Source organism: Vibrio sp. 10N.222.55.B11 (assembly GCF_041473705.1).
Taxonomy (GTDB): domain Bacteria; phylum Pseudomonadota; class Gammaproteobacteria; order Enterobacterales; family Vibrionaceae; genus Vibrio; species Vibrio crassostreae_C.
Map to the genome: position 1 here is coordinate 3,260 of NZ_JBFRST010000001.1, position 22,208 is coordinate 25,467.

The following is a 22,208-nucleotide window of genomic DNA, read 5'->3' on the forward strand; positions in this document are numbered from 1 at the left end:
CCACGCTCCCAGAAGGCTGCTCCTTCTCTTGGGGGAATAAGCGCAACGGCTCGCTTAATCTTAATAGCAGCGTGGCACACTCTCGTGTCGTACGCGCCATCGCCAGACTCTACGCTTGCCATCCGTCTCGTGTTTTTTGACTTTTCATGAGTGCTGTCGTGATAGCTAAATCACTGAATCGACGTGGCCTACCGCGCTTATTCTGTTTGCTTTGCGCCCAACCGCTTATTGCCTCTTCATCAATCCAAAAAGTCAGAGAGCCACGGTTAATGAGCGATTGGTTGTATTGCTTCCTGTTGGTTGTTTTGTAACGAGGTTTAGACATAGAGCTACGAGAGAGGGTGGACGTAGCTGATCATATCGTAGGTTCTTGATTTAGTTCCATTGAATTACGCAACAACAAATCCACCTAGCTTTATTATTTATATTTAATAGATATAAATAATAAATATATATCTTTTCAACCCTAGAACCATTGTTACATTATAACAATTAATGTTCTATTTGAGGTCGAGGGAATGAAAGGACACCTTTTAAAAGTAAAAGCACTTTTTTTGGCAACTTTGGCTTTGGGTGACATGGCCTCTGCTTCTACAGCTCTTCAGTTCAAAGACGTGCTCGGTAGAAACATCTCTTTAGAAAAGCCGGCAGAAAAAATTTTCCTAGGTTTTTATTTTGAGGATTACCTAGCGATCGCTGGACCAGATGCTTACAAAAAAGTGGCTATTTTCCCAAGACACTCTTGGAAAGATTACCGTCAATCTCAATGGACCACCTATAAAAAAATCATTCCTGAGTTAGAAACGATTATTGATTCAGGTTCTCTTTATACAGGTACTTTTGATTTCGAAAAACTCTTGTTAACTAAACCTGATGTTGCACTTCTTGCGGCGTGGCAATATCAATCCCTTGGTGAAAAAGTTGAAATACTTGAAAAGAATGGTATCAGAGTTGTCGTTGTAGACTTCAATGCTCAAACGCTTGAAAAACACGTCATTAGCACACGTGTTATAGGCAGAGTAATGGGGACAGAAGGACGCGCTTCATCGATTGCAACGGAATACGAAAACACAGTAAACATGGTTAAACAACGTGTTACGAGGCATCTGGAAAACCACACGGCACGCCGTGTGTATGTGGAAGCAGGTACAGGTGGACCAAATGAATACGGTAAATCTTACTCGACGACAATGTGGGGCAACCTTTTGACAATGGCGGGGGCCGATAACCTTGCCCATGGGATGTTTGAAGGTTCTGCCCACCTAACGCCTGAATATATCTTGAGTCAAGATCCAGAAGTGATCTTTATATCCGGTGCTCACTGGGTTAAACATAACGACAGCGCCCTGCTTGGTTTCAACAGCACAATGGAAGAAGCGCAAACTAGATACCGCCCCTACCTAAATCGTGCTGGCTGGAATCAACTGACGGCAGTTAAAAATGGTGACGTCTACGGTATATACCACTCAGGAACACGTACTATTTACGACCACGTTTTCTTGTTGTATCTAGCAAAGTCTATTTACCCAGAAGCATTTAAAGATATTGAACCTAAGAAATTGCACCAAGAATTTTTTAGGAACTACATGCCGCAAGCGCTCAAAGGCACTTTCATGATTCAGGTGGGCGTAACTCATGAATGAAAGCATGAAAGCATCGTCTGACCTGAATCATTCCAGCGGCGCTATTTATCAAAGAATGCAGAAGCAAAGAATTAAGATTTTGCTAGGCGCTTTTCTGGCAACGAGTTTTTCCGCTTTATTCGATCTTGGTACTGGCTCATCGTGGCTAGGCATTGAACAAGTTGTTGAAGCCCTCCTAGGTGGTCCCTCTGGTGACAGCTTATCAACACTTATTGTCTGGCAACTTCGGTTACCCATCACTCTCACCTGTCTTATGGTTGGCGCCTCACTCGGCCTCGCTGGCGGTCTAATGCAAACCCTCTTAGCCAACCCACTTGCCAGTCCGTATACCCTTGGTATCTCTGCTGCTGCTGGATTTGGTGCAGCCATAGCTTTTTTAACCGGTTTTTCAGTATTTGGTTTGCATTGGTTAGGCGTGCCGTTTGCCGCTTTCTTGACATCTGGATTAGCGAGTATGGCGATCTATATAATTGGTCGCAGCCGACATATGGACGCAAAAATCCTGATTTTGGCAGGTATTGTCGTTCTCTTCTTTTTCCAGGCTTTACAGTCATTAATTCAATATTTGGCATCACCAGAAGTGCTGCAGCAAATTGTTTTTTGGTTATTTGGCAGTCTACTGAAGGCGAGTTGGTTGTCCTTCTTTGTTTCAGGAGCCGTTTTCCTGTTCGGTTTGGTCTTTGCGTTATCTAAGGTATGGGCACTCACCGCCCTCACTTTAGGCGAAGAGCGTGCACTCGCCTTGGGAATAAAGACCAGCAAGTTAAGACTACAGATGTTTTTACTGTGTTCCTTATTAACTGCAGGAGCAGTGTCGTTTGTCGGAACCATTGGTTTCATTGGTTTGGTTGCTCCTCACCTAGCAAGAATGCTAATAGGCGAAGATCAGCGTTTCTACTTACCTTTGGCGGCATTAATGGGAGCGTTGCTTTTATGTACCTCGTCTCTTGTTGCTAAGTTGATTGTCCCAGGCACTATCATACCAATTGGTATCGTCACCTCCTTAGTCGGTGTGCCGATCCTTCTTTATTTTCTGATAAGCAGGAGGTTTATCTAATGACGTCGCTTTCAATAGAAAATCTTGCCGTTCCAATTGGAAGAAAACTCGTTTTAAAGAAGGTAGATGCCCACTTTTTGGGTGGCAAATTTACCGCCATTTTAGGGCCCAATGGCGCAGGAAAAACGACATTGCTCAAAGCTATCATGGGCATCATTCCTTCTGATGGGAAGATTAATTCAAGTGGGGAGGACGGGCTGAGATTACCGCTACAATCCTTCTCGTACCTATGTCAACTCAACAAATCTCCCTGTCAATTAACGGTTATTGAGTTTGTCTTACTGGGCTTGGTTCATCAACTGAGCTGGAACATCACATTTGAACAAGAACAAAAAGCAGACGCCATCCTTGATTATCTAGGTTTGAGAAATCTCGCCCTTAGACAGTTTTCTCAACTAAGCGGTGGTCAGCAACAGCTGGTTTCACTGGCGCAATCTCTTGTTGCTGAGCCCAAGATATTGCTCTTAGATGAACCAACAAGCGCCTTAGATCTCAAGCATCAAGTCCAAATTTTAGACCTTGTTCGTCAATATACCCGAGCCAAAAATATCATCACAATTGCGGTCCTACACGACCTCTCTCTCGCTGCTCGATACTGCGACCATCTTCTCTTAATGAATGATGGTGAAGTTCAATATTGCGGTAAACCAGAAGACGTGCTCGATTCTGAAAGGCTGGGGAAAATCTATCAGATTCATGTGGACGTAGGTTGTTGCGTTCATGGACATACCCACGTCACCCCAGTTCGAGCCCTTAAAACAGATTAGGCATTCTTATGGCAATGAATAAAAGGCAATATCACTTATTAGTTTCTCTATCCACGTTTGAATCTCAAATTCAAACCCTGACTCATTACAGCCTTGAAAATTGTGAATGTTTTGTCCTTTTGCAAGAAAAAATTGATGAGTTTTGCGCTTGGATTTTGCAAGAAAATTTTAAAACCATTAGCGATGATTTTGATATGACCCCTGAGTACGATCGTTTAATCAAGCAGCTTCGTGAAACTGCTGTAAAAGCTCTGTGTTTATTGGAAAAACATCAGTCTCAGTGTGCCAGAGAGCATCAAATCGACATCAGCGAATATTTATACCAACTTTCTGAAAACACAAAAATTGAACTAAAAAAAGCAGGAATTGAAAGCAACTCTCGAGTCCTGTTTATTGGCTCAGGGTCCTATCCGGTTTCTGCTTTCACTATATCTCAGAGCACAGGCGCTCTCGTGCACGGTATAGATCTTGATGAGCAGGCAGTGAAAATGGCCAACCAACTCAACTTGTCAACCACTTTTAGCTGCAAAGATCTAATCACTGAGTTTGCCTCTTTCCGGCCAACTCATGTTGTAGTAGCCTCTTTAGTGGAACATAAATGGGAACAACTCAGACAGCTTAGACCTCATCTTAACCACTCTCACCGAGTATTAGTTCGATTCGGTAATGGTTTAAAGTCCGCCTTCAATTACCCTTTCAACCCAAACCTAATGGATGGGTGGGAAACACAACAGATCCATAACGATGCAGCGATATATGACACCGTCTTGATGGAGCGCGCAAAATGACTCTTTCATTAGGAAAAGTGTTAATCGTTGGCACAGGGCCAGCCGCATTTCAGACAGCAAAAATCATCAGAAACCAGTGCGAGCAACTTGGGTTAGTAAACCGCTCATCAGAGCGCTGGCAGCCGATGTTCGAAAGCTTACACAACGAACGTATTGCGCATATTTTCGCTGCCAAATCCTCTTTGAAGCGAATGGCTGGGCAGGTGATATTTGATGCGGTTTTTGAAGATTTACGCGATGTAAGCGGACAATGGGATACGTTGGTTCTGGGCACCCCATCTCATGCTTATTCAGCGGTTCTATTGGCTTTACCTAAATCGTGTTTGAGTTCCACAAAAATAGTAGTCCTCATTTCATCCTTATTTGGTGGGCACCGGATTGTAAAAGGCTTGTTTTCAGAACTGAATTTAACCCCCAACGTACTGATATTTTCCAATTACTTTGCGGCCACTAAATTTATAACGGAACAAGCTGGCGTTCGTGTCCTTACCAAAGCGGTTAAAAAACGTATTTATGCTTACTCAAGTAAAGAAAAATGCCCTGTCCTAGAGCTACTGACTCAAACTTTAGCGGATATCGGTGTTGAAGTTGTCGAGTTGGAAAATGGGTTTAGCGTAGAAGGACGAAACATTACCTCTTTCGTTCATCCCGCATTTTTTATGACCCCTTTCTCGCTCAATCATATCTTAAGTGAGACGAGAGAAGTTAAGTACATGTACAAACTTTTCCCTGAGGGACCGATCACAACCGAAACCATCCACATTTTGGTTGAGCTATGGCGCGATATATCAAGATTGATACTTCACTTTAACGGAACACCATTTAACTTGTTACAATTTCTCAATGATGACAACTACCCTGTGCATCCAGAAACCATTCGTCGTCGTCAAATTGAGCAGTTTATGTCGCTCACTCCAATAGCGCAGGAATATTTGGTTTACGTACGATACAGCGCGATTCTGATCGATCCTTTTTCTAAGCCGGATGAAAATGGGTGCTACTTCAACTTCTCTGCCGTGCCCTATGCCAAAGGTAAGGTGGAAAAAGGCAAGTTGTCTTTACCTCGAATACCTAAAGAAGATATACAGAATCTTTACTGGCTTCAAGTCTTAGGCAGAGCGCATGGGATTGCATTACCGAGCGTTAACCGTGTGCTAGGTATATTCGAATCTTGGTTAAGTAGCTCTCAACTCCCTCACCATTTGATTGAAGAGTCCCGCACTCAAGCGCACCAATACCTTGGTTGGGTGCGTCTATCATACGACCTTTAAAGAAACCCATCATGAACAACGGTGTAGCGTTAACTATATTTTCTGCGTTCATTTTTAGTGTCATGAACGCACTTATTAAAGCGGCCAGTTTGACGATTCCAAGCTCTGAAATTGTCTTCTTCCGAAGCGCAATAGGAACCGTTCTGATTTTAGGTTTAATGTGGAAAGCGAGTATCAGGTTTTCTACCACGGGCATACCAATGCTTTTGCTTCGTGGCCTGTTTGGGGCGTTTTATCTGCTCGCTTTTGTGTACGCGATTACCCACATGCCGCTAGCGGACGCCGTGATTTTGGCTTACCTGTCCCCGTTCTTCGTTATATTACTTTCCAACCTAATTTTGGGAGAAAAAGCCCCTAAAAAAGTAGCATTCCTTTTTCCGCTCACTTTGGTTGGAGTTACCTTAATTGTAAATCCATTTAGCTTCGACACATTTAATTTGTATGCCCTCTCAGGGGTGGCGAGTGCTTTTTTTGCGGCGGCTGCCTCTATCACTATTCGCCACCTGAGTAAGAGGCACCATATTTACGAGATTGTGTTTTATTTTCTTTTCACTTCGATGTTGGTATCCGGTTACTTGATGAGGGATGAGTTTGTGGTTCCACAGGGAATTGCGTGGATTTATCTAATTGCCATTGGTCTTGTTTCGCTCATTGGGCAAATTTTCCTAACAAAGGCATTCAGTCATGAAAACGCCGCTGTAGTTGCAGTCACCCGCTATATCGGCTTGGTCTTCAATATACTTTGGGGGGTTATTTTTTGGTATGAAATCCCTAGTTGGATGAGCACATGTGGCGTTCTTATAATAATAACAACATCTATTTCCCTCTCGCTAAAGAAAAAAAATATTATTCAATGATCTGAGTACCACCTAGAAAACAAACTAATCAAAGAGAGTAGGGAAGGCTTTGTTGCGTAATTAAATTTAGAGATAGATGCACCCCGTTTCGCATACTTTTTAGTCAATACGACAAGTTTCAGGCATACCTAACCCAGTAAGCTTGTTCAACGCTTTTATCATCGCGTAAGTTTCACCTACCTGTGAATTGTAATTTCTTAAGCTCAGTTGCCCTCCTAGCAACTGTTTAACTCGATACATCGCTGTTTCTGAGAGTGAACGTTTGTGGTATCCATACCGCTCTTTCCAATACTTATTTGAGCCGTATAACTTCTGGCAACCCACGGCGAGATTTCGAGGATGACCACGCTCCCAGAAGGCAGCCCCTTCTCTTGGGGGAATAAGCGCAACGGCTCGCTTAATCTTAATAGCAGCGTGACATGCTCTCGTGTCGTAAGTACCATCACCAGACACCTCAAGGATACTTCGGCGTGTTTGTTTCAGTAAGTTCGAGAGTACTTCCCCATCTCTAACCGTCGATAAACTTAGCTCGGCTGCAATAATTACATGAGTGCTTGTATCGACGGCAATATGAAGCTTTCGCCAGACTCTACGCTTGCCATCTGTCCCGTGTTTTTTGACTTTCCATTCACCTTCGCCATAAACCTTTAGGCCAGTCGCATCAATGGCTAGGTGCTGTATCGCTCCTTTCGTTTTTGTCTTAAATGAGACCTCAACTTGCTTTGCTCTACGACTGATGCAGGTGTAATGCGGACAGCTTAATGGAACATGGGCCAGTCTAAATATCGAGTTGATAAATCCTTGCAACGCTCTCAGTGGCATAGAAAACACGCGTTTCACCATGAGTGCTGTCGTGATAGCTAAATCACTGAATCGACGTGGCCTACCGCGCTTATTCTGTTTGCTTTGCGCCCACCCGCTATCGCCTCTTCATCAATCCAAAAGGTCAGAGAGCCACGGTTAATGAGTGATTGGTTGTATTGCTTCCAGTTGGTTGTTTTGTAAAGAGGTTTAGGCATAGAGCTACGAGAAGTAGTGAACGTAGCTGATCAGATCGTAGGTTCTTGATTTAGTTCCATTGAATTACGCAACAAAGCCAGTTAACGCTACTTGGAATATCAAAAAGAGGAAATAAAGAACTGAGAACGCTATTTATCCATGCCGCAAGGTCAATTTTATGGAAAGATAAGTCGGTCGAAAAATATTTTGGTTCATGGCTTATTGAGCTTAAGAAGCGAAAATCTTTTAACTTGGCTGTGTGGTGAAAAATTGAAAATACAGGGGCATTTTTTGGAATACTTCCCGATTACTATTTGTTTTCGCTAAGAGCCTAAATTATCGATGAAAAACGCCCCTCTTGAAAGGGGTGTAGATTTGAACACACTGTTTTTACATGAACGCCAAGTTACTCTTATCCAGGAGCACTTTAACTCCAGAATACAGGCTAAAAATGACGAAATTACAGTTAACGGCGATTATCGCTAAAACGCCTCTGTCGGATAGGCGGCACCTGTTCCCAGATGCCTCCCTCCTCAGAACCGTACGTGCAACTTTCACTGCATACGGCTCAAGCCTCCACAAAGGCATCGTTAAGCACCCAGTAACAAAATTACCTTTGCGATACACACTTAAAGCTTTAAAACTGCCCCAATGGCCATTTAATGAATAAGAAACCACGGTTCGCTGTCAGAAGACGCACTGATTTTATTCGAAATCATCATTTGTTTTTCTTCTTTAATAAAGTTCTTCAAGCTATCTCGCAACGGGAGACCAGTTAGAAGTCAGCTCGCTTTCGCGCCAGATATAACCTGTATCTACTTCATTACAAAGTAGCATTCGCTTTTTCTAACCTCCTTTACCTGCATACCTATCGGCAACCTTTACAGGCTGCTTTCCCATAGGGAGATATACAGGCTTGCCCTGTTCCGTATGCCGCATAAAATGTCAACTTAGATGCCCACAATGGTGCGGAGAGTGCAATGACCACGAAAGAGTAATGTCCAATCTCTTCCCGACTCTCGTTGCCTTTTGGCTACAGCGTATTAACCACTTCCGCTGCTTCATCATATAACGCGCCTTAAATGGATTCATTATATTCATCATATTGCCCCCCTAGCACTCACCCGACTTGTGGTTGTCAGGAGGAACGTCCTCTAACGATTCTTCCAGCTCAGTCAACAACCAAGCTTCGTTACATTGTCAGAGCCGCTTCTTTATTCAGGCTCCTAGGGGCATCTGGTAGTACAGATGGTTCACCCTTCGTGGTGAACAACGTTTCATACGACTTCAGGTCGCACGGACATTTCTGAGTTACACGTTTTATTAAATTAATATTTCATGAATTATTTAAGGTCTTGTAAAACCTCTAGCCTAGTGGCCAAATTTACTCACCTACAACACGTTAAAACGAGAATACGGAAAGTCAATAAAAACCCTTATAATATATGGGGTTTTATTAATTCAATTAATATTGAAAGTTATTTTGATAATAAATAATCATTATTATTTTTTTATATTTATCTAGCTGAGCTATAAAAAGACTTCATTTTTAATATATTGACGTCTTTCTAAATGCCTTTTCAAATACTCTGCTCTCAAGGACGTGTCGCGGACAGAGCAGATCGTATGCTCGAGGGCGCAAAGCTCACAGCAAATAAACTTGCTCTATATTATGACATTACACCTAACTACGTAGGGCAACGATCGCCTACGAAATCGGATGATTGGAGTGTTGCACTCCAGGAATCTCGAAAGACCCTCGCTCTGTTGCAGACAAAAATCTCCCATTTACTAGCCACTGGCGATAGCCCTGTCCTATTTGCATCAAATACCTGCTCAGCGAGCTTAGCGACACTGCCCGTTGTTGCATCGACTTTTCCTGACATAAAGGTCCTATGGATCGATGCACACAGTGACTTTAATACCCCTGAAACGACAGAAACCGGTTATCTCGGCGGGATGGTATTGGCTGCTACATGCGGCCTGTGGGATAGCGGTTTTGGCGCGGGAGTTAAACCTAATAATGTTGCTTTAATTGGCGTACATGACATCGATGAAAAAGAACTTAACAACGTTAATAATGCAGGTCTCATGCACTTTCCCCCTTCAACTCTGACGCCAGAGTCAGTCATCAAATTCATTGGTGATTCCAAAGTCTGGGTTCATGTGGATTGGGACGTTATGGACCCGGGGCAGATTTCCGCTGACTTCAAAGTCGAGGGAGGCTTGAAAGTCGCCCAATTATTGGATCTATTCGAGTCACTTCCTAACAACCAAATTATGGGCTTAGAACTTGCTGAGTTCTGTGCAGATAGCCACTCGTCAGTAGCCAATACAGAAGGACTAGATCTCATCATTCAAGCCGTGGATGCGCTATTCAAAAAAAATAAGAGTTTAAGTCATGGAAATCATCAAAACTAACCCTGCGGCTCTTGCGCCTAATGAGCAACATAAAACCTTGTATACACATGCAGAACTGTTGCAAGAACTGAATCAGTTTTCAAACTGGAAGAAGGAAGCGTGGGAAGAATTCAGTAAGAGAGTCAGCGCCCCCTGAGTTCCCTTGCCTGTTTAGCCGCAGAGCGTGGAACTCTAAGACTATCCAAGTGCTGTTTTGTGAGTCGGATGAACACAACACTTACTACCCGTTTTTGCATGGACTGATTGCTTATACGGACATGTTGAATTCCACTCCAGTTAATAAGCGTATGTTCTCGCCATTAGTGGTGTTTTTTTCTCCGGACCTTTCACTTTCAATGGCACCGCACCACAAGCTTGGTTGGGAAGTCTTAAATTGGACGCATGAGCACGATGTCGCTCAATGGCCTAGGCATATACCTATCGACCCCGAGGCATCTAAATGGACATACTGCTTTAATGGTGTCGAACTGTTTATCAACATGAGCTCAGACAAGCATCAAGTGCTTAGAAATCGGAATCTCGGCTCACGCCTTAATTTTGTGATTAACGCAAGGGAGGTCTTTGACATGGTCGCTAATGGTGAAACGAAAGGTGGCAGGCAGGCTCGAGAGCGTATTCGAAATCGTGTCAAAAAATACAACAACGGAGTGATGCCAACTGAGTTGGGGTTTTATGGAGAAGAAGAAAACCTCGAATGGCGTCAGTATCAGTTGCAAGAAGCTAGTGTGAAACGACCAAGACTGTGTCCCTTCAAATAAAAACTAACGAGAGAACGTAGATGCCTTTATATAACTCAATAACAGAAACTGTTGGATGCACTCCAATTGTCAAACTAAACAATCTTGCTCCAAAGGGAGTCGAGGTTTATGTCAAAGTGGAGTCTTTCAACCCAGCTGGTTCAGTCAAAGATAGGCTTGCACTCTCAATCGTGTTAGACGCTGAAACAAAAGGTTTGCTCAAGAAAGACGACACAATTATTGAATGCACTTCAGGTAATGTTGGAATTGCCTTGGCCATGGTTGCCGCAGCCAGAGGATACAAATTTATCGCCGTAATGGGGGATGGATATTCGCTAGAACGCAGGAAGCTAATTCGCGCTTACGGTGGTGAAGTCATCTTGTTCCCAAGTGAACAAGGTAGTAGCGGCGGTAATCGAATTGCCGACCAGCTTGCAGCTCAGAATGGATGGTTCAGACCCCGCCAGTTCGATAATCCAGCTAACCCTGCTTATCATCGTGAAACGACAGCAAGTGAGATACTCAGTGATTTTTCTGGTAAGCGTTTGGATTACTTTGTCACAGGCTTTGGTACAAGCGGAACTCTTACGGGTATTGGACAGATGCTGAAGGTGGCACGACCGGAGGTTGAAATTGTCGTCCCAGAACCTAAAGGTGCTCAGATCCTCGCAAAGGACCAATGGAAAGTTCACCCCATCCAAGGTTGGACCCCAGATTTCATACCAAGTGTGCTGGATAAGAGTGTGGTGGATAACCTTGTCACTGTTGATGGAAATTTGGGGATCACGACGGCACGTGACTTAGCTCGTCACGAAGGCATTCTTGTTGGTATCTCTGCCGGGGCAACGGTAGCTACAGCTTTAGAAGTGGCTAAATCTGCATCTAAAGGAAGCGTGATATTGGCAATGGCACCAGATACAGGAGAAAGATATTTGTCTACTGAGTTGTTTGATCAACTTGGTAATGAAGAAACGGACCCTTTTATTACAACTTGGAGCGAAGAGTCTATAACAGCTGAATGTAATGCATAGTTCACCCTCTAAATACTGGATTTATGTTAATAGTACACGTGACATGTAAACGCTATCAACGATAATTATCAACGAAAGGAATACTCGTATGGAAAAACGAATTTCATTAAGTGTGTTGGCGTTGGTCATGTTCTGTGTGACCTACTCTGTAAACCTTCAAGCACCTCTTTACAGTGTTTATGCCGAAAACAGTAACATGGGCCCCGCGGCGGTCGCCATCGCCTTTGCTGCCTATGTATTGGGTCTATTGCCTACTCTATTAATGCTAGGGGGTATTTCAAATAAAGTAGGTAGGAAGCAACCCATATTCCTTGCACTATTGTTAAGTGCGGGGGCAACGGCATTGCTCGTCATTCAGCCAAATTGGACCTCGTTATTTGTCGCAAGACTGCTATTGGGTGTTGCTACCGCCTTAACCACAACCTCAGTCTCAGCGTATATATACGACCTTATTGATGAACGAGAACAAAAATTTGGTACGTTGCTAGTGGCCGCGTCTACGTCGTTGGGGTTTGGTAGTGGTGCACTTGCGACAAGTGTGAGCCTAAACGTAGCTGGCATGACAGTGCTGCCATACAGTTACCTCAGTCTATTTCTACTCGTTTCTTTGTTGTTGTTGTTGCTGGTTCGATTGCCGAGCAACCAAACCATAAAACCAAATCTCAAACTCATTACATTGCCTTGCTTCCCCACCAACACGTGGTCGTATGGTTTAGGCATGATGTTAGCTTGGGCTACAACGGGTATGGTCATCGCAATCGTACCAATACTTCTCAATGAGATGGGTTTAAGCGATTGGACTGGCTTAATGGTTTTCCTATCTATTTGCACTGGTTTTTTGACTCAACACATTGCTAAACGCTTGCACCCAAACTCAAGCCTAATATTGGGATGTTTCTTTACGGTATTTGGGTTTAGCCTCATAGCACTTGGCTACTATCATGAATCTATCACGATCATTCTTTTCGGAGCCAGTTGCACTAGCCTTTCAAGTTATGGTTTCACATATATGGCGGGGCTACTTAAGTTTACGAGTAACCATAACATCGACAAGGCAAGCTCTACGGCTGGCATGTACATCTATTCTTATGTCGGATTTTCGATACCTGTAATTACGTCCGGATTCATAGCGCAGCGCTTCGGTAACTGGATGGCGATACTCAGTTTTCTAACACTTCTACTGGCTCTTTGTTTCATTATTGTCGTCGGAAAGTTGATAGAAGGGAAGAAACAAACTCACTTTATGAAAGTTAAGAGCTAGGAAGGCTGAATGTCAGACTCACAGATTTCGCTCATTACAGGAGCAAACAGAGGGATCGGTTTTGAAATTGCAGCAGAACTTGGCAAGCAAGGTCATAAGGTACTGCTTGCTGGTAGAAAAGCAGCAGCAATTAAAGAGGCTGCTGCTAACCTGAACCTCCAAGGTATCGAAGTCTATTGCTTATGTATGGACATTACCGACGACAAATCTATCAAAGAAGCCGTCCATATCGTTGAAACCTTGTTTGGTAAGGTCGATATACTTATAAACAACGCAGCAATAAGGGTTGAAGAATATGGCACACCGCCGTCTGAACAACCACTCATAAAATGGTTTGAAACGTTCAATACAAATTTGTTTGGTACGGTAAACGTAACCCGCAGCTTTTTACCTTTACTCAAGCGCTCAATGAAAGGAAAAATCCTCAATGTATCGAGCTTATTGGGATCGGTGACGTTACATAGTGACACCAAATCATACGCATACACGGATGAATTTAAATCTCTACCAGCGTACAGTGCCTCAAAAAGTGCCCTCAATTCTTGGACTGCTCACCTCGCCTATGAGCTTCGAGATACCTCGATAACGGTAAATAGCATCCATCCCGGCTATACAAAGACCGACTTAAACGATGGCGATGGGATGTTAACCCCAAAAGAAGGAGCCCTCACAGCGATAAAAGTGGCACTTGATGCTGACAGCTTAGTGAGTGGTCAGTTTATTCACATGGAATCCCTTCTTCCCTGGTAGTAAAAGGAATAGTTAAATGCTCGCAACAAAGAAAGTCGCTTTAGTCTCAGATAGTGATAGCCTAGCTGTCGACTATGATATGCCTTATATTCTGGACGCTTTTAAGCGTACTGACGTGGAAGTTGATGTGATATTTTGGGATAGCCCCAACCACGATTGGGCTATGTATGATGTGGTTGTCCTGCGCTCACCGTGGACCTATATGGAGAAAATTGAGCCATTCATTGAATTTTGCCAACAAGTTGAAAATTGTTCAGTACTGCTCAATCCTCTATCGGTGATCAGATGGAACTCAGACAAGAGTTATTTGAAACAACTCGAGAAGCAGGGTGTCCCAATTGTCCCGACAGAAATCATCTACTCAGAAACTGAGATTCAAGCAGCCGTTGCTAATCTTCAAGATAACTACTGGAAAGTTCACGAAGTCGTGATTAAACCAACAGTTGGTGCCTATTCATTCGGTGTCATTCGTCTGTCCATCGAAGATTTAGACAAAATAACTCAGCATGTGCGTTACCTATTAGGACTAGGTAAGGGCGTCATTATTCAACCATACCTACATACGATTGAAGAGCATGGTGAAACGAACATGATTTACTTTGATCATACGTACTCACATGCGATTAAGAAGGAACCTTTGCTCGCACAACGTGGTGAGACTAAAACGCCGGACATGGAATTTCGCAAGCTAAAAGAAGCGAATAGTGAAGAGAAGGCGTTGGCGAAGCGTATATTGAGGTTAGTACAAAGCAATCTTGGTCTTTCTCAACCACTTCTGTACGCGAGATTAGACTTCATTGAAGGTAAAAATGGTCGGCCGCTGCTGCTGGAACTTGAGATAACCGAACCATCACTAAGCCTACCACTTACGCCTGAATGCGTTGATATATTTGTGCAGTCGATTATTGATAAAGCCCCAAAGCCTGTATATATAAAGGATTCTTTGTAACTGCCCTGGTTACCTATAAGCAGTTAATCGGTCTTCGAACATAATTATAAAGCGGTTCAGAACTTGTCGCCATTTGCTTATATGGGCATCGTCCATTGTACGGAGACATCCTGGATCGCTAAGAAGATCGTCTTCCCTGCCACTTCATCCGTTGGGAATAGCTTACTTTTGTTGACGGCTTTCGAGATAAAAAGTGACGGATAAAAATTTAGCCTATGAAGTTTCTGGACAAAAATAAATCAGTACCTTTGCTAAATTAGAAAGTCATGAATAACTACAGGTATGGAAAGTCACTTAATTTGGTGTCCAGTCTTGGCTGTGCAGATCATTGTCTATCTTTACCATCCTGTTTAATGTATTTGCGATAGGCTCATTATGGTCGCATAACACTCGGTAAACACACATAATGAAAGGAATTTATCTATGATATTTAAAGGAATCAGTGCTTTCCCGATCACCCCGATGTCGGATGAACGAATCGACGTGACCGCTTATAGTCAGATTCTTGGCCGTTTAATTAACGCAAGGGTTGATTCTATATGTGCCTTAGGGTCAACAGGTTTATATCCGTATTTAAACGCATCAGAGAAACATAACGCGATTGCTACAGCAGTTGAAATGGCAGGAGAAATTCCTGTCTTGGCTGGCATCGGGTCGCTACGATTAAGGGATGTGCTTGCTAATGCTGAGCAAGCAGAGCAGCTCGGCGTAAAAGGTCTTTTACTCGCGCCTATTTCTTATCATCGGTTATTCGATGAAGAAGTCTATGAACTCTATCGACGTGTATCGGAGAGCGTTTCGGTACCTATCTGTGTATACGACAACCCAGCTGCTACCCATTTTACCTTTAGTCACGAACTCCATGCTGAGATTGCAAAGCTAAAAATGGTGCAGTCAATAAAGTTCCCTGGTGCGCAATTTGAAGATCAGGGTGGATGCCGAGTTCAAGCTCTCAGAAAACTACTGCCAGGCAATGTAACGATTGGAGTTAGTGGTGACGTATTCGCTTCAAATGGCATTCAAGCAGGATGTGACGTTTGGTATTCCGTCCTAGCAGGTTTGTTCCCACTCACCGCTCTATACTTATTTAAGCAAGCCAAAATTTCTTCCCCTGCGCAAGCGAAAGAACTCTCTCTAAGATATGACAGACTGTGGCAATTGTTCTCAGATAATCTCGGTGCCATGAGGGTGATGGTCAGTGCGGCAGAAATATTAGGCTATGCTGAATCCCCATGTTTACCAACCCCTTTGACAGGATTAGATAGTGAATCCAAGCTCATTCTGCAAGAAATTATCTCAGAGTTAGATCTCGCTTAACACTATATGTAGAGTGAAATTTCTTACGGGATTTTTCGACCCAAAATCAAGATGGCAAGCTTTGGACCAAAACCGTGTCAGTGTTTTTACTAATCTAGCTGCCACGGGTAAAATGTGATCTACCCTGTCAGCACGAAGCTGGACACTTCTGAGTTACGAACCATAGAACATCCTGACTTTGCGGATTACTTCTAGTATTACAACCATACGACCACCCTGCATGTTGTTGGCCAAATGCCCTTATCCACTACAGATGGCAATTGCCGACAACAAAAAACTTATACCTAATAAGTCAAAACCTAAAACACCCTCTTTTAGAAGGTAATATCCAGAAACAATACCAATAATAGGTATAACCAAGATATTTAAGTTAGCTGACATCATCAATATACTTCGGCACTTCTGGTAGGTTATTTCATCGAAGAAGACTACCAGTTCATCTCAATATCTATCTGCCTAGGTTTTATCTTGATAACTAACTAATGTATTAAAGTACCTGCCAAGCACTTTATTAAAATCACTAATATAACCACCTACCGAGGTAGGTGGTTTTGAGAGAGAAATCTAAGACTCAGACGTTTGCCGCTAAGGAACAGAGACACACGATGCGTAAAGATAGTCGTCGCTCGGCATAGTGAGCCCAGAGTGACCATTTCTGAGAGATATATTGGCATAGCCCGGACCACGAGACGTTGATGTCCAGTAATTTATCCTGACTGCCCAGCCACGAGCAGTAAACATATTTCCATTTGTGTTGAATAGTCCCCTTAACTCATTCACAGTAGCTAAACGCCAGTTGGTTCGTCCTGCAATACTCTTGGAATTATATGTGTCACACAATGAATCTGCGTTATTCCAATCGAAAATATAGAAATCCCCAGTAGGACCTGAAGTTCCTATTTCTTGTGTAAAACCTTTATTTGTACTGCCTCCTCTACTATCTAGGAACGTTTTGGATGGTGAATTTGTAAACAATTTCCCACTACCAGTATCGAAGATGTCAAGACATGAAGCTCCCGTACTCCTACATGCATAGACCTCCACGTCCACTGTGTTACTGGTGACTCCGTCTAGGAAAGCCTCAACCGTCGTGGTGGCGACTGTGTCCCCAGACAATAAACCAGTAGGCGTGACCGTTGCTGTCTGTGGTTCATCCGGTGTCCACGTGACCGAACGGCTGACATCTGATGAGGTCCCATCACTGTAGGTCGCTGTTGCAAGTAACTGTTGTGTTTGACCTTTCGCGACTAAGACCTGTGAAGGCGTGACGGTGAGCGAGGTGACGATGGCATTGGTCACCTCCACGTCCACTGTGTTACTGGTGACTCCATCTTTAGTGGCTGTGATCTTTATAAATCCTAACGCTTTGCCAATTAATTGTCCCGGTTCTACAAAATATCCAATGTTCTTGTTATTAGAGCGCCAAATGCTTAAATCAGTTAGCACCTTTGAAGAGTGATCAGAATAATAACCTACTGCGACGAAAGCTTTTTTGTTCCCCTTCCTCATCGTTAATTTACTTGTTCCCCGAATTCCTGATGAGGAGACGCTAATATCGATCCGTTCTAATGTTATTGCTGGTTTTACATCAACCTCTTCTGACAATTCTAAATTACAACCTGCCAAGAAGAGTATAATTAATATATAAAGGGAGATAATTTTATTCATGGCTATAGCTAGTATGGTTATAAATTAAAAATGATTCTTATAAATTCGATTAATAGCAGAGGAAATGACAATCATTTAAGATAATTAATCAATTATTTAACATAAAGCAATGATTTTATATTTTTAATTAATTATCTTTATTTATAAATATAATCATGAATAAACCCTGTATTTCGCTTTCAAATAGTACTAACTTTAGCGTTTAAAATTGGCAGATAATTAATTAAAAATAAATAATAAAAATCCCCCCCCATACAGTATTGATAGTGTTAACGTATTTTAACTAAAGAGAAAGAACTAAGCTGAGCTCAGCTGCAAGGAGATTATCAACAATGGTTTATCAATGGGCAGTATTTCGTCATCAGCATCCTATTTTCGGGGGAGGATGTGAACTATTTGTTGTCCTGCTCGCTTTTTTATCAATAGCCTTACCTCTAATATGTGAAGAAAGCTTATTAATACTAGGAATATCTTTAGGACTTGCCATCATCTGCTTTACTCTATTTTTACTTTTTGCCCAAAGTGACAAGATCCGAAGGTCTATGCCTAGCTAGAAAAATGCTATTAAGTCCTTAAAAAACTAGGAGCTCTTCCCTCGTTTGCTTGGGTTTTCAGCATATCTATCTAAGTGACTACTCACCGCCTATTGGGCGATGCTTCTTATTTCGTTAGCCATTGCTCGATAGTATCAAGACTTACGCAGCTTCCATAAGCAGAGACGATTATCCAACCGCCTTTAATTCTAGAAGGCCTTTATCACGGATATTAAGGGCGGCGTTTAAGTCACGATTTATGTCTGTAGTGCCGCCTGATGGACAATCCCACTTGCAAACCGATAAGGGCATTTCTTCCACTTTATGACCGCAACAACAGCACGTTTAGAGCTTGCATCCCACTGATTTAGTTTAACTAGATATTTGCCTTGCTCTTTTAGTTTGTACTCCAACTTAAAGACAAAACTATGCCATGAGGCGTCCGCTATGTGTTTCGCCAGTTTGCGGCTTTTCATCATGTTTGTTGATTTCAATGTCTCAATTATCACCGCTTGGTTTTCGTCAACGAGAGTTCGAGAAAGCTTATGTTGAAAATCAGCACGAGCGTTAGCCACTTTTTCGTGGCATTTGGCAACGAGCAATCTAGTTTTGCTCGATTGGCACTGCCTTTTGCTTTTCTAGATAGCTGACGCTGCTTTCGTCTGAGATTCTTCTCAGCACGTTTTACAAATCTTGGGTTAGCTGTCTTTCTACCGTTCGATTCAATAGCAAAATGAAATAGACCTAGATCAATACCAGTTACCTTGCTTAACGTAATGCTCTTAACCTTGCCTACAATCTCACGGTGATTATTCGCCTCTACAGGCTTTATTTTCGGGAGTTTGATGCACCATCAAAGACTTTTACACCAACACAGTGATAGCTCGATTGCTTACCGTGTCTACGTTTGAATGTGGGTACTTGGCTTTCAACTTCGGATTAAAGAAGTTATCAAAGGCTTGGTGACGATTGAGTACAGATTGCTGCAAGACGGTTGAATCATCTTGCTTCAACCAGTGGTATTTACGCGATTTCTTGGCAACTGCAAGTAGTGGCTTGATGTCCTTTTTAGGATTCAGTAAGTTTTGAAAAAATCACCACTCCAAGACAAAGTTACTTGGTAGTTACAATACGCATAATCGCCTGGTGCTCACAAAGAGCAAAAGCGTTGCTCGTATAACAAACCCGAACCGATTGAATGCCGAAAACGACTGGAATATCGAAACAAAATTCAGACCTATTGATGGCCTTACCTTATGAGGGTTTGATGCCGTCGCGCATCAGCCGACCTTAATCGTTATACAGACAAGAGAGTAAACCTTTGGCCGACGCGCGATGCTCGGAGGTTGTTTCTGTCGTCTTTTCCGTTTTCTTCGCATAGGCGTCGTCTTCTCGCATTTGTTTAATGGTGGTAGCACAGTCACACACTCTGATACTCACCCCTCCCCCCGGTGCCTTTAGTATTAAGAAGTCGATTGAATTCACCCAAATCACGTGCCTGGATATGTCAGAGGAAACCGTAGAACGTATTTTCATGTGACCCTCTAAACGCCAAAACGCACATCAAAACAAAACCCTGAGCACTTAAACGTCCCCTCCTCCGTTTGCACGAATCGCAACGCTGGAAACACAGACCCGTAAGTGGTGTACAGAATAATGTGATCCGCTCGCTCGTGAAGAAACCATTCACCAAAGCCAGCGCCATTTAATTCAATGAAAAAGTCACGGATTTCATGGAAAGCAAAACGACGCGACACCAATTGCGGAAACTGCTGCTTGATAGCTTCAACGAACCCTTGGCCTTTTAACGACGCGATATCAGCCTGTTGCTCTGGCGACTGACGACGACTGAACATTTTTAAACGCTGGATTTTGGAAACCCAATCAGACTTTCTTTTCGCCTCATCACGACACTTTTTGACTTGATAGCGCAACTTCAAGACCGCCAAAGATCTAGAGACATCATTTTTTGGTGAGCTTTCGTGCCCAGCGGCGAAACGCTGGTCGCTGAACTTTGATTTAGAGAGAGTTAGGCTTGAGTGTCGTTGTACCATGAGGAGTTTCCTTTCTGTTTGAGTATCACTTTTATGGAGCCGCTTGGCTGTCCGGCAAACGTTCTTGGTTCTCAAGGACAAGGGCGCGAAGCGTTCATATACCCTTGTCATTGGGGTTCAGAACGATCACGGTTAACAGCCTGTGAGCCCATCAAATGATGTGAGTCGAAAGGGAAATAGGCACATAAGACAATAAGCCTTTACTCGAACTTAATTAAAGTCAGTGAAAGGAGTGAGGAAGCGCAAGCGTTCTGGCCACGCCTTCGAAATAGGACGTTCTTCATCTCAAAGCCAGCCTCAGACAATTCTAGAGGGGTGATGAGGCTACCTTTTGCTCCGGTAAAGTGATTAGCTAAACAAACGAGGTCTTCCACGATCACCTTGCTTGGTCCGTTGCCATTGTTGGATCACTTTTTCATCAATCCAAAATGTCAGCCGACCCACGATTGCAGGGGTTGGGGTGTAGATTTAACCACACTGTATTTACATTAATATCAAATTTCTCTTTTACAGGGGTCCTGTCACCCCCAAAATACAGGCTAAAAATAACAATAATCTAAACTTTCTTATCTTGCTATCGCTTCAATTAATGCCAACCCACCACCTAATCGCAAAATTTTTGATTTAAAAGACTAGTAAAATCAAAGAAATGTCATTCTCAATACTCGATTGGACTCACTTGTAAGGAAAACATAATTGATAGTTAATTTATTAGTATTCGGTCTGCATTAAGAGTTAGGTGGAGCCTCGTTTAACTGATTTTAATCAAAGGTAGTAATATATGTACACAAGGACAAGAATACTGTTCTATTTGAGTTGTTTTTTTCTCTCCTTTAATGCTAGAGCGATCGATTTATCAAATAGTTACGTGACATTTTATGAGGGACCACAATTGAGTGATCAAGCATTTCTCTACCCTATACTTAGAGAGAAAGATACTCGGGAGCTCACCTATCTTGATGACCTCATTTTAGATTCTCTGAGAGGTGGGAAGTTGGGTTATCAATATTTTGATTCCGGTGGAACGAGCGCAACTTGTCAGGGGTCCAGAGGTGGTTTCATACCAATAGGCAAGAAAACCACCGTAAGAAATCTTAGAGTCCCGTCTTGCTACAACAGCTTAATCATGCGTACGCGCTTATGTCTTTATGACAAGGACAACAAGTATATTGGAGGAAATTGTACAGACTCTTACTATGGCCATACTTTTAATCCTTTAACAGAGAAGCCTAGTGACTATAGGTACAAGAAAAATGGGACGTTTGAGGGATGTGAGTTGAACCCGGTAAAAGTAAAGCTAAGTGACATCTATGAGGATTCGGCTTTAGCCCCTGAGGCAATACATACGTACTTTCCTATTGGAACTTGTCGCGCGGTGCATTTAGAAAGTCCTGACTATAAAAGTTTTACCTCGATTCTCTCTCAGATGCATCCTAAAATATATAAGCGCTTAGGACCTAAGTGCACAGTTCTAGAAACTGAACCAGTGTCTCTAGCCCATACTAATGGGACAGTTATTCATCCTAGTATCAAACCTACAAAAGTAGGTTGCTTATAATTTTTTGCTATGTGTAGTGGTCAACTGAAATTGGCCACGGTTTTAGAGGGTACCCAAGACAATCTCTCTGATTCATTAGGTGTGAGGCCACCATTATAGTGATGTGGCCTCAATTGGCTGTAATAGCCAATGATGTATTGGATAATTTATTGTTGAGCCTCAGAAAAGCTACGATAACCTACTGTTGGGATCCACTCCGTCTTTAAGCTTCTAAAGAAACGTTCCATTGGAGCATTCTCCCAGCAATTTCCTCGTCGAGATAAACTTTGTTTTATCTGAAAACGCCACAGTAACTGACGATATTTTCTACTCATCTAGTGACTATCTTGCTCGCTGTGGAATGTAGCCCCTTTAGGCTTTCCTATACTGATGTCTCGGTAATTGACAGCTAATCGAACCAAGCGTTTTCATTAGCTTTGTTGCTAGATAACGGCTCAGAGCTACGCCTTGATTTATCACCAGATCAGCAATAGTTCTCGCTCCCGAAGAGCCATTGCTTACCGCTGCGGTCCTCACCTCGCTTGCGGTCACCCCCTCATAAATTCCG

At 42.8% G+C, this 22,208-nt stretch carries 19 protein-coding genes and 5 pseudogenes; 16 read left to right on the forward strand and 8 right to left on the reverse strand.

Annotated features, from left to right (window positions below; all coding sequences use genetic code 11):
• A pseudogene (locus AB4503_RS00020) lies at nt 1-325 on the reverse strand (transposase); the annotation flags it as partial.
• A 193-nt stretch (nt 326-518) separates the two neighbouring features.
• On the opposite strand from AB4503_RS00020, the gene AB4503_RS00025 reads away from it, so the two are divergent.
• The 6 genes from AB4503_RS00025 to AB4503_RS00050 are packed head-to-tail and all read left to right on the forward strand — an operon-like array spanning nt 519 to nt 6,383.
• On the forward strand, nt 519-1,643 hold the full coding sequence (locus AB4503_RS00025; RefSeq protein WP_016800125.1) for an ABC transporter substrate-binding protein: 1,125 nt from the start codon (nt 519-521) through the stop codon (nt 1,641-1,643).
• Nucleotides 1,636-2,700, forward strand: a complete 1,065-nt coding sequence (locus AB4503_RS00030; protein ID WP_016800126.1) for an iron ABC transporter permease — start codon at nt 1,636-1,638, stop codon at nt 2,698-2,700. The genes AB4503_RS00025 and AB4503_RS00030 overlap by 8 nt, the downstream gene beginning before the upstream one ends.
• Nucleotides 2,700-3,467, forward strand: coding sequence for an ABC transporter ATP-binding protein (locus AB4503_RS00035; protein ID WP_372113316.1), 768 nt, complete (start codon nt 2,700-2,702; stop codon nt 3,465-3,467). The genes AB4503_RS00030 and AB4503_RS00035 overlap by 1 nt, the downstream gene beginning before the upstream one ends.
• 8 nt (nt 3,468-3,475) lie before the next feature.
• A complete protein-coding gene (locus AB4503_RS00040; protein ID WP_016800128.1) occupies nt 3,476-4,255 on the forward strand; it encodes a hypothetical protein in 780 nt (259 codons plus the stop codon).
• Nucleotides 4,252-5,526 (forward strand): opine metallophore biosynthesis dehydrogenase, encoded by a 1,275-nt coding sequence (locus tag AB4503_RS00045; RefSeq protein WP_017100974.1) that lies wholly within the window; start codon nt 4,252-4,254, stop codon nt 5,524-5,526. Before AB4503_RS00040 ends, AB4503_RS00045 begins: the two co-directional genes overlap by 4 nt.
• Nucleotides 5,527-5,537: 11 nt before the next feature.
• Nucleotides 5,538-6,383 (forward strand): DMT family transporter, encoded by an 846-nt coding sequence (locus tag AB4503_RS00050; protein WP_016800130.1) that lies wholly within the window; start codon nt 5,538-5,540, stop codon nt 6,381-6,383.
• Between the two features lie 99 nt (nt 6,384-6,482).
• Here AB4503_RS00050 and AB4503_RS00055 read toward each other — a convergent pair.
• Nucleotides 6,483-7,402: pseudogene (locus AB4503_RS00055) on the reverse strand (IS5 family transposase).
• A 135-nt stretch (nt 7,403-7,537) separates the two neighbouring features.
• Here AB4503_RS00055 and AB4503_RS00060 point away from each other — a divergent pair.
• From AB4503_RS00060 to AB4503_RS00100, 9 genes are all read left to right on the forward strand, one after another.
• Nucleotides 7,538-7,648, forward strand: a complete 111-nt coding sequence (locus AB4503_RS00060) for a hypothetical protein (RefSeq protein ID WP_371695879.1) — start codon at nt 7,538-7,540, stop codon at nt 7,646-7,648.
• A gap of 185 nt (nt 7,649-7,833) precedes the next feature.
• Complete coding sequence (locus AB4503_RS00065; protein ID WP_139137543.1) at nt 7,834-8,052, forward strand: hypothetical protein; 219 nt, start codon at nt 7,834-7,836, stop codon at nt 8,050-8,052.
• Between the two features lie 956 nt (nt 8,053-9,008).
• Entirely contained in the window at nt 9,009-9,803 is a 795-nt protein-coding gene (locus AB4503_RS00070; protein WP_017100381.1) for an arginase family protein, read from the forward strand.
• Nucleotides 9,784-9,939: a hypothetical protein gene (locus AB4503_RS00075; RefSeq protein ID WP_017100380.1), complete on the forward strand. Its 156-nt coding sequence runs from the start codon at nt 9,784-9,786 to the stop codon at nt 9,937-9,939. The genes AB4503_RS00070 and AB4503_RS00075 overlap by 20 nt, the downstream gene beginning before the upstream one ends.
• 49 nt (nt 9,940-9,988) lie before the next feature.
• The gene (locus AB4503_RS00080; protein WP_372113318.1) at nt 9,989-10,561 is read left to right on the forward strand and encodes a YqcI/YcgG family protein; all 573 of its coding nucleotides are present in this window, start codon (nt 9,989-9,991) and stop codon (nt 10,559-10,561) included.
• 20 nt (nt 10,562-10,581) lie between these two features.
• Complete coding sequence (gene cysK / locus AB4503_RS00085; RefSeq protein ID WP_017100378.1) at nt 10,582-11,571, forward strand: cysteine synthase A; 990 nt, start codon at nt 10,582-10,584, stop codon at nt 11,569-11,571.
• Between the two features lie 88 nt (nt 11,572-11,659).
• A complete protein-coding gene (locus AB4503_RS00090) occupies nt 11,660-12,832 on the forward strand; it encodes an MFS transporter (RefSeq protein WP_017100377.1) in 1,173 nt (390 codons plus the stop codon).
• A 9-nt stretch (nt 12,833-12,841) separates the two neighbouring features.
• Entirely contained in the window at nt 12,842-13,582 is a 741-nt protein-coding gene (locus AB4503_RS00095) for an SDR family NAD(P)-dependent oxidoreductase (RefSeq protein ID WP_017100376.1), read from the forward strand.
• Nucleotides 13,583-13,598: 16 nt separating this feature from the next.
• Nucleotides 13,599-14,531 (forward strand): RimK family alpha-L-glutamate ligase, encoded by a 933-nt coding sequence (locus tag AB4503_RS00100; protein WP_017100375.1) that lies wholly within the window; start codon nt 13,599-13,601, stop codon nt 14,529-14,531.
• Between the two features lie 9 nt (nt 14,532-14,540).
• Here the strand turns inward: AB4503_RS00100 and AB4503_RS00105 are convergent.
• Nucleotides 14,541-14,719: pseudogene (locus AB4503_RS00105) on the reverse strand (IS256 family transposase); the annotation flags it as partial.
• Between the two features lie 235 nt (nt 14,720-14,954).
• Here AB4503_RS00105 and AB4503_RS00110 point away from each other — a divergent pair.
• Nucleotides 14,955-15,848: a dihydrodipicolinate synthase family protein gene (locus AB4503_RS00110; protein WP_017100374.1), complete on the forward strand. Its 894-nt coding sequence runs from the start codon at nt 14,955-14,957 to the stop codon at nt 15,846-15,848.
• 585 nt (nt 15,849-16,433) lie between these two features.
• Here the strand turns inward: AB4503_RS00110 and AB4503_RS00115 are convergent.
• The 5 genes and pseudogenes from AB4503_RS00115 to AB4503_RS00135 all read right to left on the reverse strand — a co-directional run.
• Entirely contained in the window at nt 16,434-17,516 is a 1,083-nt protein-coding gene (locus AB4503_RS00115; protein ID WP_017100373.1) for an Ig-like domain-containing protein, read from the reverse strand.
• 722 nt (nt 17,517-18,238) lie between these two features.
• Nucleotides 18,239-18,361: a transposase gene (locus AB4503_RS00120; RefSeq protein ID WP_198592117.1), complete on the reverse strand. Its 123-nt coding sequence runs from the start codon at nt 18,359-18,361 to the stop codon at nt 18,239-18,241.
• Nucleotides 18,307-18,896: pseudogene (locus AB4503_RS00125) on the reverse strand (RNA-guided endonuclease InsQ/TnpB family protein). The gene AB4503_RS00120 and the pseudogene AB4503_RS00125 overlap by 55 nt, the downstream one beginning before the upstream one ends.
• Nucleotides 18,897-19,593: 697 nt before the next feature.
• Nucleotides 19,594-20,103, reverse strand: coding sequence for a hypothetical protein (locus AB4503_RS00130; protein WP_102258285.1), 510 nt, complete (start codon nt 20,101-20,103; stop codon nt 19,594-19,596).
• A 1,578-nt stretch (nt 20,104-21,681) separates the two neighbouring features.
• Nucleotides 21,682-22,165, reverse strand: a pseudogene (locus AB4503_RS00135) (integrase core domain-containing protein); the annotation flags it as partial.
• Nucleotides 22,166-22,208: the final 43 nt, after the last annotated feature.

Excerpts from the sequence above, each read along its gene's own strand:
- AB4503_RS00025 (WP_016800125.1), top strand. The coding sequence starts at position 519 with ATGAAAGGACACCTTTTAAAAGTAAAAGCACTTTTTTTGGCAACTTTG.
- AB4503_RS00030 (WP_016800126.1), top strand. The coding sequence starts at position 1,636 with ATGAATGAAAGCATGAAAGCATCGTCTGACCTGAATCATTCCAGCGGC.
- AB4503_RS00035 (WP_372113316.1), top strand. The coding sequence starts at position 2,700 with ATGACGTCGCTTTCAATAGAAAATCTTGCCGTTCCAATTGGAAGAAAA.
- AB4503_RS00040 (WP_016800128.1), top strand. The coding sequence starts at position 3,476 with ATGGCAATGAATAAAAGGCAATATCACTTATTAGTTTCTCTATCCACG.
- AB4503_RS00045 (WP_017100974.1), top strand. The coding sequence starts at position 4,252 with ATGACTCTTTCATTAGGAAAAGTGTTAATCGTTGGCACAGGGCCAGCC.
- AB4503_RS00050 (WP_016800130.1), top strand. The coding sequence starts at position 5,538 with ATGAACAACGGTGTAGCGTTAACTATATTTTCTGCGTTCATTTTTAGT.
- AB4503_RS00065 (WP_139137543.1), top strand. The coding sequence starts at position 7,834 with ATGACGAAATTACAGTTAACGGCGATTATCGCTAAAACGCCTCTGTCG.
- AB4503_RS00070 (WP_017100381.1), top strand. The coding sequence starts at position 9,009 with ATGCTCGAGGGCGCAAAGCTCACAGCAAATAAACTTGCTCTATATTAT.
- AB4503_RS00075 (WP_017100380.1), top strand. The coding sequence starts at position 9,784 with ATGGAAATCATCAAAACTAACCCTGCGGCTCTTGCGCCTAATGAGCAA.
- cysK (WP_017100378.1), top strand. The coding sequence starts at position 10,582 with ATGCCTTTATATAACTCAATAACAGAAACTGTTGGATGCACTCCAATT.
- AB4503_RS00090 (WP_017100377.1), top strand. The coding sequence starts at position 11,660 with ATGGAAAAACGAATTTCATTAAGTGTGTTGGCGTTGGTCATGTTCTGT.
- AB4503_RS00095 (WP_017100376.1), top strand. The coding sequence starts at position 12,842 with ATGTCAGACTCACAGATTTCGCTCATTACAGGAGCAAACAGAGGGATC.
- AB4503_RS00100 (WP_017100375.1), top strand. The coding sequence starts at position 13,599 with ATGCTCGCAACAAAGAAAGTCGCTTTAGTCTCAGATAGTGATAGCCTA.
- AB4503_RS00110 (WP_017100374.1), top strand. The coding sequence starts at position 14,955 with ATGATATTTAAAGGAATCAGTGCTTTCCCGATCACCCCGATGTCGGAT.
- AB4503_RS00115 (WP_017100373.1), bottom strand. The coding sequence starts at position 17,516 with ATGAATAAAATTATCTCCCTTTATATATTAATTATACTCTTCTTGGCA.
- AB4503_RS00120 (WP_198592117.1), bottom strand. The coding sequence starts at position 18,361 with ATGCCCTTATCGGTTTGCAAGTGGGATTGTCCATCAGGCGGCACTACA.
- AB4503_RS00130 (WP_102258285.1), bottom strand. The coding sequence starts at position 20,103 with ATGGTACAACGACACTCAAGCCTAACTCTCTCTAAATCAAAGTTCAGC.